This is a genomic window from Kitasatospora sp. NPDC101235, assembly GCF_044767505.1.
Lineage (GTDB): Bacteria > Actinomycetota > Actinomycetes > Streptomycetales > Streptomycetaceae > Kitasatospora.
Map to the genome: position 1 here is coordinate 220,520 of NZ_JBIWNZ010000009.1, position 13,046 is coordinate 233,565.

Here is a 13,046-nt window from a genome sequence, read left to right on the forward strand (position 1 = left end):
GGGTCGACGGCTGAACCCGGCGGGCGCGGGACCGGCAGCCCTCAGAGCGCCGCCACCGACCGGGCGGCGTGCACCTCGTGGTGCAGCCGGGCCAGCGCGCAGTCCGGCGACAGCACGTCGGGCTGCGCCTCCGGCAGCGGCCGGCCGGTGCGCAGCGCCTCGGCCAGGCCGGTCAGCTCCCGGGTGACGGTGGTGACCTCGGCGGCGGTCGGCACCAGCGCGCCGTGCTCGATCCGCACCCGGGTGGCGGTGGTGACGTCCACGATCCGCTCGACCGCGATCACCACCGGCCACCACGCCTCCGCCCGGGTTCCGACCGGCGGTGGCTCGGTGAGGGCCCGCTGGAACTCGCTGCGCACGGCGGACAGGTCGCGGTAGAGCCGCCGTCGGTAGCGGGCGCGGGCCGGTTCGTCCCGTCCGGGCGCGGTGGTGAAGGCCAGCGACACGTACGAGGCGGTGTCCTGGACGGCGTCGGCGAGCCGGTCGCCGATCCGGGTGTGCCAGGATTCCGGCCACAGCAGGTAGCCGGCCAGCAGCGCGATGCCGCAGCCGATCAGCGAGTCGTAGAGCCGGGGCAGCACCAGGTGGAAGCCCTGGTGGTTGAGCAGGTCGGAGAGCAGCAGGATGACCGGGGTGATGGCCGCGGTCTGGAAGGCGTACCCCTTGGCGGACAGCGCCGGGATCAGTGCCGCGAGCACCGCCATCACCGGAACGTCCCACCAGCCGTGCGGCACCTCGGCCAGCACCGGCATGGCGATCAGCAGCCCGGCGGCGGTGCCGAGCGCGCGCAGCACCGCGCGGGAGAACACCGAGCCGAAGTCGGGCTTCATCACGAAGGTCACGGTCAGCGTCACCCAGTACGAGCGGGGCACCGCGATCACCGAGACCAGCACCTGCGCCAGTCCGATGCACAGCGCCAGCCGCAGCCCGTACCGCCAGGACGCGCCGGACAGCAGCAGCGCCCTGGTCGCCCCCCGGGCTCTGACCGCGAGGCGGGCGGGCCGGCCGAGCCGGTCGTCGGCGGCGTACGGGTCGGGCGCGGCCTCGTGCGCGACGGTGGTGGCGTGCCCGATCGCCTCGACCAGCGCACGGGTGGACGGACCGGCGGGGACCGGCAGGTCGAGCGGCGGCGCCGGGCCGGTGCGGCCCCGCTCGACGGCGTCGGCCAGCGCGCGGACGGCGGCCGGGTAGTCGGCTGGCAGCGGGCCGAACTCGGGCGGGCGCAACTGCGCCGCCGTGGCCGCCTCGACCACCGGGATCGCCGCGTTGAGCTGGGCGAGCAGCCGCGCCAGGGTCGCCGAGCGGCCGTGTCGGCGGGCCCGGCGGGCTAGCAGCAGGTCGTAGGACTGGTCGAGCGACCGGGTGAGCTCGTGGCGGCGGCCGTCGTACTCCGGCGTGCCGGTGGCCTCCAGCATGTCGGCGACCGCCCGGTAGGTGCCGGCCACCACCGCCCGCTCGGGGACGCCCAGGCGCAGCGGCCAGGCGAGCAGGGTCAGGGCGAGCACCACCAGGCCGCCGAGCAGCAGCAGGGCGGCCGGCAGCCACCAGGGGGAGGGCAGCGGCAGGCCGGCCCCGACCACCGCGTTGAGCAGCAGGAGCAGTCCGGAGACGGAGGCGACCGCGCCGATCGAGGAGATCATGCCGGAGAGCAGCGCGACGACGGTCACCGTGGCGACGGCCGTCCAGCCGGCGCCGAACACCAGGGTGCCGAGCAGCAGTCCGAGGGCGCCGAACAGCTGGGGCACGGCGATGTTGAACACCCGCATCCGGTACGCGTCGGCGGTGTCCCCGATGACCCCGGACAGCGCGCCCATCGACACCAGCGCGCCGTAGGCGGGCCGCCCGGTGGCGGTGCCCACCGCGAGCGGGGCGGCGAGGGCGACGGAGGCGCGGGCGACCGCGGCCCAGGGGATCGGCGCAGCCCGGGGCCGCAGGCTCGCGGTCAGCCAGCCGGGCGGGGCGAGCCGGACGGCTCCTCGGGGTCGTGCCACGGTCCCAAGCTACGGCGGGTGGGCGGGCCCGGCCCGGTGTCGTGCTCCCGGGCGCGTCCCGGAGCCGGGTGTCACGGGGTGCAACGGGTCTCCGGCCGGTGACGGTTCAGTATCCCGCCGTTATGTCGATTCCGGAAACATACTCGTCCTTATGTCAGTCTCCGAAACATAAAGCGAACTCCGAGAGGGCGTCGTGAGCTGCATTGATTTCCCAATCGGTAACCCGCGGGAAAGGGTTGACACCATTAGTTGGTCTAGTCCAACGTATGGGGAGTGCGGTTCGGCAAAGGCTGATGCAGGGTGAGAGCCCTTGCCGAGCAGGCGAGTTGGGCCCCTGACGTGGCGCTGTTCCGCGCCCGTGGGGCGAGGCATGAAGGACCGTGTGCGGACGGCCCTCCGGTCCGCGCTCGAATTCCTGTTGCGGCCGGCCACCGGCCGTCGACCCGCCGTGCCCGTACCGGGCGCCCGAGGAAGCGCCGCGTCGACTACGAACCACGGAGTGACTGCCCATGCCGAGCCCTGCCGAACACCCCGACGAACCCGGGGAATACCTGTACCGGGCCGCATCGGAGCGCCCCTACTTCAGCGCCGACACCGAGAGCTACCTCGCTCGGACCGCGCTGCGCGAGATCCGCAAGAAGCACCCGCTGCGGGTGCTCTCCGAGGAGGACTACGCGTTCTGGCAGACCTACGGCTACGTGGTGGTGAAGCAGGCCATCCCGGCCGGGGCCGCGCGCCGACTGCTGGACTTCGCCTGGGAGTTCCAGGGCCTCTCGCCGGACCGCCCCGAGGACTGGTACCGCGGGCGCGAGTACCGCGACGAACTCGACCGGCACCTGTACATCTACGGCTTCGTCGAGGCCTACCACCACCAGCTCATCTGGGACAGCCGGCAGGCGCAGCGCGTCTACGACGCCTTCGTGGACGTGTGGGACTGCGAGGAGCTCTGGGTCACCCTCGACCGGCTCAACCTCAACCCGCCGAACGTCCGCAACCGCGACCGGGCGCTGATCGAGCCCACCGACCGCGGCTTCGACATCGAGCTGCACTGGGACGTCGACACCACCCGGGGCATGCTGCCGCAGCGCGTCCAGGGCATCATCGCGCTCGACGACACCGCCCCCGACCACGGCGGCTTCCAGTGCAACCCGGAGCTTTTCCGCCGCTTCAACGAGTGGCAGGCCGCCCAGCCGGCCGACCGCGACCCGATCCGCCCGGACGTCGACCGAGCCGAATTCCCAGTCGTGCGGCCAGAGTTGAAGGCCGGCGACCTGCTGATCTGGAACGGCCTGCTCGCCCACGGTGTCGAGCGCAACACCTCCGAGAACGGCGTGCGCGCGGTGCAGTACCTGTCGATGATGCCCGCGCTGGAGGAGTCCGGAAAGCTGCGCCGCTCCCGGGTGGAGTCCTGGCGCACGCTCGCCACCCCGGACTGGAACCGCACCCTGGTCGGCGACGCCGACCGGCCCGAGGCGCAGCGCTACAAGACAGCCGAACTCACCGAGCTGGGAGAGAAGTTGCTCGGCCTGCGGTCATGGAGCGGCAAACCGTTCGAGCAGCGCGGGGAAGACCGGCAGGGCGCCACGGGGGAGCGGGAATGCGCGACGTCTGTCTGACCCTGCCCACCAACCGGGAGTGCGCGGACACCATCACCGCGATCGGTGCCGAAGCCGCCTACGCCGCACGGCGGTTCGGCGTCCGGGTGCACCTGCTGGTACTGGACTCCGCCGACCCCGCTTCCCGCGCCCGGCACGCCGGGGCCCTCGCCGCCCTGCCTGCCGTCGAGGGCGTGGTCGTCCACCACCTGGACGAGGACGCCCAGCGCGCCTTCCTGGACGAGGTGATCCACCGCTCCGGCGCGGCCGGCCCGGACAGGCTGCTGGACCTCATGCTGCCCGACGCCGTTTCCTACGGCGCCTGCACCAACCGGGCGTTCCTGCTGGCCGCCGCACTCGGATGCGAGTCGGTGCACCGCCGCGACTCCGACAGCCGCTACCAACTGCTCGACGGCGAACCGGTGTTCCCGATCGAGCACGAGCTGGCCACGCTCGGACTGAAGGCCGCCGACGCGGCCGCGGCCGTCACCGGGAACAGCCTCGACGCGGTGCACGCGGACAAGCGCGTCGTGCTGGTCGGCGCCTCCTTCGTCGGCGAACTCTCCGTCGACATCGGCGAGATCCGGGAGCTCGATGCCGAGGCCTACCACGACGTGGTCGCGCTCTGGGCGCCCACCGGCGCGAGCGAGGAGGAGAAGCGCGAACTCGTCGCCGACTCCTTCGTCGGCGGCGGCACCGAGCCCTTCACCGCCGACCGCGCGGTGCTCGACCTACCCGACATCTGGCACATCGACATGTGCAACATCGGCCTCGACCACGAGGTGTACGAACGGGTGCCGCTGCCGCCCGCCACCGACACCATCGGCAGTGACTACTTCCTACACCACCTGGTGCGTGACGCGACCCTGCCGGGCGTCACCCACAACCGCCACATCGTCAACTACCACACTCCGGAACGGCGCACCGGCCCCGGCTTCACCGCCTACCAGCTGCGCTACGCCAAGTTCCTGCTCTCCATGCTCTACCTCCACCCGGTCTACTCCGAGATGGAGGCCGCCGGCGGCGCTCTGCTGGACGAGCAGCACCGCGTCCGCCCCGAGGTGATCGCCGACTCCGCCCGCCGCAGCGCCGCGACGGACCGCACGGAGAACCACCGCAGGCTCGCCGAACTCGACCGCTGCTACCGGCGGCTCGGAGGGAAGTACGCCGAGTTCGCAGACCACCTGGCGCCCCTGCGGGCGCGCCTGCTCGACGAGGCGCAGGCGGACATCGAGGACTTCGCAGTGCTGATCGACGCGTGGGGCCCGCTGGTGCGGGCGAGCAAGGACACCCCCGCCGACCGGCTGCCGCGCTAGTCGGACGGGGAACTTTACGTGATACGTCAGACCACCAGCCAGCCCATCGGCCGCAACGTCGGTCACCGTGCCGGTCACGCCACCGGCCACCCCGCCGGCCACCACACCGGCCACCCGCCCACCCACCGCATCCCGGCCGTCTCCGCGGTCCACACCGACGCGCCCCGGCCCGAGGCGCTCCGCCCCGGCGAGCACGACCGCACCGCGCTGCGCGCCGCGCTCGCCGCCGCCACCGACGACCGGATCATCTACGACCTGGACGGCATCGGCCGCCAGTACGCCGCGCTGTGCGCCGAACTGCCGGGTGTGGCCGTTCGGTTCGCGATGAAGGCCTGTCCGGTGGATGAGGTGCTGGACCACCTCGCCGCGCTCGGTTCCGGCTTCGACGCGGCCGGCCCGCAGGAGATCGCCCAGGCCCTGCGCACCGGTGTGCCGCCCGAGCTGATCCACTACGGCAACACCATCAAGTCCGACCGCAACATCGCCGAGGCCCACCGGCTGGGCGTGCGGGACTTCGCCACCGACAGCCTGGAGGACGTCGCGGCGATCGCCGAACACGCGCCTGGCGCACGGGTGTTCTGCCGGATCGCGACCACCGGCGAGGGCGCGCTGTGGGGCCTGAGCCACAAGTTCGGCTGCTCGCCCGAGGACGCGCTGCGGGTGCTCGGCGCCGCCCGCGCCGCCGGACTCGTGCCGTCCGGCCTGTCGGTGCACGTCGGCTCGCAGCAGATGACCGCCGAGGCATGGGGGACGGCGATCGACTCGCTGGCCGCCGTGCTGGAGGCGCTCAACTGGCAGGGCATCACCCCGACCCGGATCAACCTCGGCGGCGGCCTGCCCGCCCTCGGCGTCCTCGACCGGCGCGGCCGGCCGCTCGAACCGCCGCTGGACAAGATGTTCGCGGTGATCCGCGAGGGCATGGAACGGCTGCGCGCCGTCAACGCCGCTCCGCTGGAGTTCCTGCTGGAGCCCGGGCGCCACCTGGTCGCCGACCACGGCGCGATCCGTGCGCACGTCTCCCGGCTCACCTCCCGCCGTCGCCTCGACGGCACCCGGGAGGACTGGCTCTACCTGAGCTGCGGCAAGTTCAACGGCCTGTACGAGATGGACCAGTTGCAGTACCGGCTGGAGTTCCCGACCCACCCCGGCGGGCAGTTCGTCAACGCCGTGGTGGCCGGCCCGACCTGTGACAGCGACGACGCGTACGCGCAGGAGGACGGCCTGGTCCGCGTCCCGCTCGCGGTCGCCTCCGGCGACCCGGTGTGGGTCCACTCCTGCGGCGCGTACGCCACGGCCTACGCCACCCGCGGGTTCAACGGCTTCGCACCGCTGCCGCACACCTGCATCGGTGGCGGCGACAGCCCGGGCCACCACGGAGGCACCGCATGACCGACACCCGCGTCGAGGGCCCGGCCGAGCTCCGGACCGACACCCCGGCCGACACCCCGGTCGGCCTGCGCATCCGGTTGCTCCGGGAGGAGGACTGGGACGCCGTGGTCGCGCTGGAGGAGCGCGCCTACGCCGCCAGCGGCCTGTCCGAGGGCCGCGAGGCGCTCCGGTCCCGGCACCGCGCCTCCCCGGACACCTGCTTCGTGCTGGAGCACGCCGGCGGCCTCGGCGGCTACCTGCTCGCCCTGCCGTACCCGCTGTTCCGCTGCCCGGACCTCGGCCGCAACGAGGACGGGGACGGCGCGGGCGAGCGGCCGACCAACCTGCACGCGCACGACCTGGTGATCTCCGAGGACCTGCGCGGCCGGGGCCTGTCCCTGCGGATGCTGCGGCACCTGGAGGAGACCGCCCGGGCGGCCGGCTACCGGACCGCCTCGCTGGTCGCCGTGCGCGGCTCGCAGGTGCTGTGGACCCCGCTGGGCTACCGCGCCCGGCCCGGGATCCGGCTGCCCGAGAGCTACGGCACCCGGGCGGTCTACATGGCGATGCCGCTGGACCCCGTCCCGGTCCGGCCGCTGCCGCACTCCACCGACCCGGTCCCCGGGCCGCACCCCAGAGCCGAAGTGGGCTGATACCGATGTCCCCCGTTCGCGACGACTTCCGCCGGTCCCAAGTGGCCACCGGTGCACTGTTCTTCGTCCTCGGATTCCAGTACGCGACCTGGGTCTCCCGGGTGCCCGCGCTCAAGGCCCGGCTCGACCTGGGCGAGGCCCAGATCGGCCTGCTGCTGATGACCTGCGGAATCGGCGCGGCGGTGTCCTTCCCCCTGGTCGCGGTGCTGATGCGGCGGTTCGGCTCCCGCCTGCTCTCGGTGCTGTCCTCGCTCGCCCTCGGCGTGATCCTGCTCGCGCTGTCGGTGGTGCCCGACTACCCGGTGACGCTGCTGGTGCTGTTCCTCGACGGCATCGCGGTCGGCTGCCTGAACGTCGCGATGAACGCCCAGGGCGCCGCGCTGGAGGCCCGCTTCGGGCGGACCACGATGTCCCGGCTGCACGCCACCTTCAGCGCCGGCTCGCTGCTCGCCGCGCTGCTGGCCTCGGGCGTCACCTCCTTCACCGGCACCCTGGCGGTGCACTTCGGACTGGCCGCCGCGCTGCTCGCGGTACTGGTCGTGGCCGCCCGGCCGGCGCTGCCGGCGGACCTCCCGGTCGAAGCCGCCGAACCGGCGGAGAAGAAGCAGCGCCGCGGCTTCGTGCTGCCGACCGTCGCGACCCTCTGGATGGGCCTGGCGATGGTGTTCGGCACCGTCACCGAGGGCGCCATGAACGACTGGTCGGCGCTCTACCTCAAGGACTACGTGCACGCCGGCACGGGGCTCGCCCCGATGGGCATCGCGGTGGTGTCGGTGATGATGGTGTGCGCCCGGATCTTCGCGGACGGCTGGCGCACCCGCTTCGGCGACGGCCGGATCGTGCGCACCGGCAGCCTGCTGGCCGGCCTCGGGCTCGCCCTCGCCCTGGCGGTCGGCGGCGTGGTCCCGACCCTGCTCGGCTTCGCCTGCGTCGGCCTCGGCGTGGCCGCGGTGACCCCGTGCGTCTACGTCGCCGCCGCCCGGCAGGGCGCCGACGCCCTCTCGCTGGTCGCCGCCACGGGCACCACCGGCCTGCTGGCCGGCCCCGCCGTGATCGGCTTCATCGCCGGCGCCACCAGCCTGCTCTGGGGCATGGCCGCCGTCGCCGCCTCGGCGGCCGTCGTCTCGCTCTGCGCCACCCGGATCCGCTGGCCCGGCCGGCCGACCCCCTCCGTCCCCGCCGACCCCGGGCTCGCCGCCGACGCGACCTGACGACACCCTCCGCACTCCCGCCCGGCACCTCGCGCACCCCCGTCGCGAGGTCCCGGGCGGGTCCGTTGCGCGACCCGGTGATGCGGGCGGTGCCGTACGGCGGGCTGCGGGGGTCGGTTCGGGCACCGGGCCGTCGAACCGGGGCCGCCAAGGCCTACTGGTCGCATGGAAGGGGAATGAGAAGTCAAGGGTACTGGGCTTGACGGCATCGGGGGGGCGCCGTGGGGGTCGTATTACCGGACTATCTGACAACTGCGCTGGATCTGATCGGAGTCTCCTGGCCCAACGTGGACGAGGACGACTACCGTCACATGGCGCAGACGATGCGGGAGTTCGCGGACAGCCTGGAAAACGGAACCGCGGACATCCACAACGCGCTCCAGGAGATGCTGGGTGCCAATGAGGGGCCGGCCATCGAGGCCCTGTCGTCGCACTGGGACACCGTCAAGGGAAAGCACCTCACCACGCTCGTCCAGGTCAGCCGAGGTGCCGGCACCGGGCTGGACGCCGTCGCCGTTCTGATCGAGGGCGCCAAGCTCGCCGCCATCGCCCAACTCGGCATCCTGGCCAGCGAGATCACCGCGGCGCTCGCGGCGGCGCCGCTGACCCTGGGGGCGTCCGCGCTGGCCGGTGTCGCCGGCCAGCAGGTGTGCCGGGTCGCGGTCAAGCGGATCCTCAAGGAAGTGGAACGGGCCGTCGTCGACGAGATCACCAGCAGGGTCATGGCTCCGATCGAGGAGGCTCTCGGCGCCATGGCAGGTGATCTGGTGGTCCAGTTCGGGTCAGTGGCCGTGGGGCTGCAGGGCGGTGTCGATCTCGGCAGGACCGCCGACGCGGGCAAGGCGTCACTGAAGCTCGCCTCCGCGGGAAGCGGCGCAGGCACCGGGGGAGGCGACGGCTCCCCGGCGACGGGCCGGATCCGGGTCGATCTCAAGGCCTACGCCGAACTGGAGAAGTCACTGGGCGAGGCGGGTCGCCACCTGGGCGGCCACACCGCGGGAAAGCTGGCCGTGGCGCGGCAGCACCAGGCGCGGACCCGGGGCAAGGACGCCATCGCGAACGCGGCGAACAGCGCGGTGGACAAGGCGCTCGACGGGATCGGACAGGGCCTGGCGAAAGCGGGGAAGCACCTCGGCGACGACATGAGACGTGGCATCGGACAGATGCGCACGAGCCACGAGAAGCACGACCGGTCGGCGGCCGAGGCGTTCAGGGGCATGGGGTCGAGAGCCGGCGGCGGAGACCCGCATCCGGCGGGCGGCCAGGGGCCGGGTGCCAAGCCCCGGTCGGCGAGCTCCACCCCGGCGGCACTCCCCGCTGCGCCGGAACGCCTCGCGCTGCCACCGGGAAGCGCGAGGCTGTCGCTCCAACAGGTTCGCAACATCCGTGACCGGCGCAGACGCTGGCAGGCCGGTGAGGACCACGTACGGGAGCAGTACGGTGCGGGGCCCGAACGTGCGTATCCGGTGGCGACGAACTCCGACCCGAGGTTCCCCGTGACGACGCCCGGGGGGCGCAAGGTCGATGCCCCGGTCGATCTGCCGGGCGGCGGCACCCTCGCCGTGGAGGTCAAGACGTACCAGCAGTACCGGCGGGTGGAGGCGAAACCCGGTACCTGGGTGACCAAGTACGTGGAGGTCCCGCTCACTGAGAAGATCAGGGAACAGATCGCCAAGGACGTGGCGTTGCGCGAGGCCGACCCCGGATTCGACCCTCGATGGGTGTTCCTGCACGCCACCCCCGGTGACGACCTCCGGGGGCATTTGACGAAGGCGGGCATCATATTCGTCGAACACCACATTCCGAAGAAGTGAGGGCCTGACCATGTCCAGCGACTCCGCTGCCTCCGCGCGTGCCGACCTGGCCCGGTGGGCCGAGGACGCGCGGGAGAACGCGGCCGACCTCGCCGAGGTGCTCGGTGTCGATGCGGCCGACTACGCCGCTGACCCGCTCGTGGCCCTGCCCGCACTGGAGGACTACGTGTCCCGACTGCCCCTCGACGAGTTCGAGTCGGAGGACTGGTTCGGCCTGCACGGAGACCTCGCCGTCTACCTCGCGGACGTGCTGGTCCGCCGGCACGACGCCGAGTGGCAGGTCGTGAGCGATTCCGAGGCCCCGCGTGGCTTCCGCTACCTGCTCTTCGCGCGGGCACTGGACGGAGTGGTGCGCGGGGTGGATCCGTACGACGTCGCCCTCGACGAGATCCAGCACCTTCCGATCGAGGTCATCCGCATGCTCGCCCATGCCGAGACGGCCCTCGGACTGACGAAGGGACGAATGGACGGCGAGTGAGCCGAGGCCCCGTCAGCCCTCGGCCGGGACCTCGGTGCCGCCGGTCGCGATGTGGTGGGCGAGCTTGGCGCGCAGGGTGGTGAGACGGGCGATCTCTGCGTCCAGGGTGGCCAGACGTGCGTGGACGACGGGGGCCAGGGTGTCGGGGCCGGGGGAGTCGGAGCAGCGGACCGGCGGGTCCTGGCCGAGCAGGTCGAGGCGGTGGACGCGGCTGGCCAGGTCGTCCACCGTCAGCCCCACGGCGAGGAGCCGGCGGATCACCCGGACCCGGGCGACCTCGGCCGGGCCGTACTCGCGCTGGCCGGAGGCGGAGCGGGCGGGCGGGTGGAGGAGCCCGCGCTGTTCGTAGAATCGCAGCGCCCTGGGTGTGGTGCCCGCCGCTGCAGCCGCGTCGCCGATCCGCATGCCTGCTCCCTGGTCGTCAGAGTTCCACGATGGTGGCCCCGAAGGTGTCCCCGGTGAACAGTCCGCTCAACGCCGCGGCGGCCCGGTCGATGCCCGCCACCGGCGTCCAGGGGAAGGCGATCTCCCCGGCGCGCAGCCAGCCGCCCAGCCGCTCCCGCCACTCGGCCTCCAGATCCGGGTGGTCGAGTCCGGTGAAGCCGCGCAGGGCCAGGCCGAGGGTGACGACCCGGAAGGCGTCGATCACGGCCGGAGCGTCGCCGCCGGGGCGCTCCGGTGCGAGCTGGCCCGCCAGTGCGCCGACCAGCGCGAACCGGGCACCGTGCCGGGCCGCGTCCACGGCGGCGGTCAGCTGCTCGCCGCCGACCAGGTCCAGCACGACGTCGACGCCGTCCGGCGCGGCCTCGGCCAGCTGCTCGGCGAACGGGCGCTCGCCGGGCACCAGCACCGCGTCGTAGCCGAGTTCGGCGGTCAGCCGCTCCGCCTTGGCGGGCGAGCGGGTGGTGCCGATCACCCGGGCGGCGCCGAGCAGCCGGGCGACCTGCCCGGCCATCGTGCCGACCGCGCCCGCCGCGCCGGTCACCAGTACCACGTCACCCCGGCGTACCTCAGCGGAGCGGCTCAGCCCGCCGTAGCCGGCCGAGGCGGTGGAGAGCAGGGCGAGCGGGTCCGGGAAGTCCGCCGGGACGGGGGTGAACCGCGAGGCCTCGGCGAGCGCGTGGCTCCGCCAGCCGTACAGGTGGGTGACCAGGTCGCCCGGGTGCAGCGGCCCGTCCTCCGGTGCGGCCAGCACCTCGGCGAGAGCGGGCCCGAACAGTGCGTCCCCCGGGGCGATGTGAGGCAGCGGCAGGCCTGAGCCCGCGCCGCCGATCAGCGTGCGCAGGCCGGGGAAGACCAGGAAGGCCCGGTTGCGGACGAGCACCTCCCCGGGGCCGGGGGCCGCCAGCGGCTCCTGCGCCACGGTGAGGTCCTCGGGGGTGGGCAGTCCGGTCGGAGCGGCGGTCAGCCGGACGACGCGGGCGGTGGTGGGCAGGGCCATGGCGGCGCTCCTCGGAGCAGGGGGATGCGGCGGCCGGGCCACCGCGGGACGCCCGGACGCTAACCCCTGACGCTTGCGTCAGAGGCAAGCCTGCCGGACAGCGCCGCGAGGAGGAGCAGAACCACGACCGGGTAGAGGACGACCGGCGTGTTCGGGTGCTCCTGAACCAGGCCGACCACATCGCGGTCGGCCGGGCCACCCTGGACGGGGTCCGGGACGCCGACAACCGCTGGGTGTTCCGCGAGCTGCTGGCCGAGGGCCACGAGCCGTGGAGCGGCCTGCGGCAGATCTGGGCGGCGGCCTCGCCGGAGGCGAAGCACGCGGTGGACACCACCGAGCATTTTGACCGGGGCGTCTCCTCGCTGGAGGAGCACAAGGCGTACCTGGCCGGGCTGGGCGGGGCGACGGCGGAGCCACGGGAGTTCCTGGAGGGCTTCGGCCGGGGCGCGGGCAGCCGGCTGGGGACGCGCTTCGCGGTCCCGTTCGAGGTGTTCCCGCTGCGTTAGTCGGGCCGTTCCCCGGAGGCGTCGGTGCCCGCGCGGCGCCGGCGCCGGTAGCGCAGCACCTGCCGGAGCAGGAGGGCGGCGACCAGCACGCCCAGCCCGACCGCGAACCAGACCTGGTAGCGCAGCGCCGTGTGGTAGACGGTGCCGATGTGGGCCCCGGCGACGTAGCCGAAAGTGCCCCAGACCGCCGTCCACAGCACCGCGCCGAGCACGTTGTACGGAAGGAACCGGCGCCACGGCATCTCCGTGGTCCCGGCGATGATCCCGTTGTACTGGCGCAGCCCGTCCACGAAGCGGGCGACCGTCACCACCTTGCCGCCCTGCCGGGCGAAGAACGCGTCCGCGCGCTCCATCCGGGCCGGGGTGAGCAGCACGTAGCGGCCCCAGCGGTGGACGAAGGCGCGCCCGCCGGTGTGGCCGATCAGGTAGCCGAGGCTGTTGCCCAGCGCGGCGGCGCCGACCGCGATCAGCAGGACGCCGGCGAAGTCGAGGTGCCCGGCGCCGGCGTACACCGAGGCCAGGATCAGGATGGTCTGCCCGGGCACCGGGACGCCACAGTTGTCCAGCAGGACGAGCAGCGCCACCGCGAGGTACCCGTAGTGGTCCAGCAGTGGCGCGAGCTCGGCGAGTGCCCCGGGCAGCGGGGGCGTGGGGGCGGACACCGCTCCTCACC

Annotated in this window: 12 protein-coding genes; 8 read left to right on the forward strand and 4 right to left on the reverse strand. The window is 73.4% G+C overall.

Going from position 1 to position 13,046, the window contains the following annotated elements; all coding sequences use genetic code 11:
- Nucleotides 1–41: 41 nt before the first annotated feature.
- Nucleotides 42–1,991 carry an FUSC family protein gene (locus tag ACIRRH_RS17975; protein WP_403067810.1) on the reverse strand — a complete coding sequence of 650 codons (1,950 nt, stop codon included), beginning with the start codon at nt 1,989–1,991 and terminating at the stop codon, nt 42–44.
- Nucleotides 1,992–2,500: 509 nt separating this feature from the next.
- Here ACIRRH_RS17975 and ACIRRH_RS17980 point away from each other — a divergent pair.
- From ACIRRH_RS17980 to ACIRRH_RS18010, 7 genes are all read left to right on the forward strand, one after another.
- Nucleotides 2,501–3,607: a phytanoyl-CoA dioxygenase family protein gene (locus ACIRRH_RS17980; protein WP_403067812.1), complete on the forward strand. Its 1,107-nt coding sequence runs from the start codon at nt 2,501–2,503 to the stop codon at nt 3,605–3,607.
- On the forward strand, nt 3,589–4,902 hold the full coding sequence (locus ACIRRH_RS17985; RefSeq protein ID WP_403067815.1) for a DUF6271 family protein: 1,314 nt from the start codon (nt 3,589–3,591) through the stop codon (nt 4,900–4,902). Before ACIRRH_RS17980 ends, ACIRRH_RS17985 begins: the two co-directional genes overlap by 19 nt.
- A gap of 207 nt (nt 4,903–5,109) precedes the next feature.
- Nucleotides 5,110–6,291, forward strand: a complete 1,182-nt coding sequence (locus ACIRRH_RS17990; protein WP_403067949.1) for a type III PLP-dependent enzyme — start codon at nt 5,110–5,112, stop codon at nt 6,289–6,291.
- Nucleotides 6,288–6,923: a GNAT family N-acetyltransferase gene (locus tag ACIRRH_RS17995; RefSeq protein WP_403067817.1), complete on the forward strand. Its 636-nt coding sequence runs from the start codon at nt 6,288–6,290 to the stop codon at nt 6,921–6,923. Before ACIRRH_RS17990 ends, ACIRRH_RS17995 begins: the two co-directional genes overlap by 4 nt.
- A 5-nt stretch (nt 6,924–6,928) precedes the next feature.
- Nucleotides 6,929–8,134, forward strand: a complete 1,206-nt coding sequence (locus ACIRRH_RS18000; protein ID WP_403067819.1) for an MFS transporter — start codon at nt 6,929–6,931, stop codon at nt 8,132–8,134.
- Nucleotides 8,135–8,421: 287 nt separating this feature from the next.
- Complete coding sequence (locus ACIRRH_RS18005; protein ID WP_403067822.1) at nt 8,422–9,948, forward strand: hypothetical protein; 1,527 nt, start codon at nt 8,422–8,424, stop codon at nt 9,946–9,948.
- A gap of 10 nt (nt 9,949–9,958) precedes the next feature.
- Nucleotides 9,959–10,426 carry a hypothetical protein gene (locus ACIRRH_RS18010; protein WP_403067824.1) on the forward strand — a complete coding sequence of 156 codons (468 nt, stop codon included), beginning with the start codon at nt 9,959–9,961 and terminating at the stop codon, nt 10,424–10,426.
- Between the two features lie 12 nt (nt 10,427–10,438).
- Here the strand turns inward: ACIRRH_RS18010 and ACIRRH_RS18015 are convergent, their stop codons facing one another.
- Both ACIRRH_RS18015 and ACIRRH_RS18020 read right to left on the reverse strand, forming a co-directional pair.
- On the reverse strand, nt 10,439–10,831 hold the full coding sequence (locus ACIRRH_RS18015) for a MerR family transcriptional regulator (RefSeq protein ID WP_403067827.1): 393 nt from the start codon (nt 10,829–10,831) through the stop codon (nt 10,439–10,441).
- 16 nt (nt 10,832–10,847) lie between these two features.
- The gene (locus ACIRRH_RS18020; protein ID WP_403067829.1) at nt 10,848–11,867 is read right to left on the reverse strand and encodes a zinc-binding dehydrogenase; all 1,020 of its coding nucleotides are present in this window, start codon (nt 11,865–11,867) and stop codon (nt 10,848–10,850) included.
- Between the two features lie 155 nt (nt 11,868–12,022).
- Between ACIRRH_RS18020 and ACIRRH_RS18025 the strand changes: the two genes are divergently transcribed.
- Nucleotides 12,023–12,373 carry a hypothetical protein gene (locus ACIRRH_RS18025; protein ID WP_403067832.1) on the forward strand — a complete coding sequence of 117 codons (351 nt, stop codon included), beginning with the start codon at nt 12,023–12,025 and terminating at the stop codon, nt 12,371–12,373.
- Here the strand turns inward: ACIRRH_RS18025 and ACIRRH_RS18030 are convergent.
- Nucleotides 12,370–13,035, reverse strand: a complete 666-nt coding sequence (locus ACIRRH_RS18030; RefSeq protein WP_403067835.1) for a DedA family protein — start codon at nt 13,033–13,035, stop codon at nt 12,370–12,372. The genes ACIRRH_RS18025 and ACIRRH_RS18030 overlap by 4 nt on opposite strands.
- Nucleotides 13,036–13,046: the final 11 nt, after the last annotated feature.

What these genes read in the sequence shown, in the direction of transcription:
- ACIRRH_RS17980 (WP_403067812.1), top strand. Translation starts at nt 2,501, where the DNA reads ATGCCGAGCCCTGCCGAACACCCCGACGAACCCGGGGAATACCTGTAC.
- ACIRRH_RS17985 (WP_403067815.1), top strand. Translation starts at nt 3,589, where the DNA reads ATGCGCGACGTCTGTCTGACCCTGCCCACCAACCGGGAGTGCGCGGAC.
- ACIRRH_RS17995 (WP_403067817.1), top strand. Translation starts at nt 6,288, where the DNA reads ATGACCGACACCCGCGTCGAGGGCCCGGCCGAGCTCCGGACCGACACC.
- ACIRRH_RS18000 (WP_403067819.1), top strand. Translation starts at nt 6,929, where the DNA reads ATGTCCCCCGTTCGCGACGACTTCCGCCGGTCCCAAGTGGCCACCGGT.
- ACIRRH_RS18010 (WP_403067824.1), top strand. Translation starts at nt 9,959, where the DNA reads ATGTCCAGCGACTCCGCTGCCTCCGCGCGTGCCGACCTGGCCCGGTGG.
- ACIRRH_RS18015 (WP_403067827.1), bottom strand. Translation starts at nt 10,831, where the DNA reads ATGCGGATCGGCGACGCGGCTGCAGCGGCGGGCACCACACCCAGGGCG.
- ACIRRH_RS18020 (WP_403067829.1), bottom strand. Translation starts at nt 11,867, where the DNA reads ATGGCCCTGCCCACCACCGCCCGCGTCGTCCGGCTGACCGCCGCTCCG.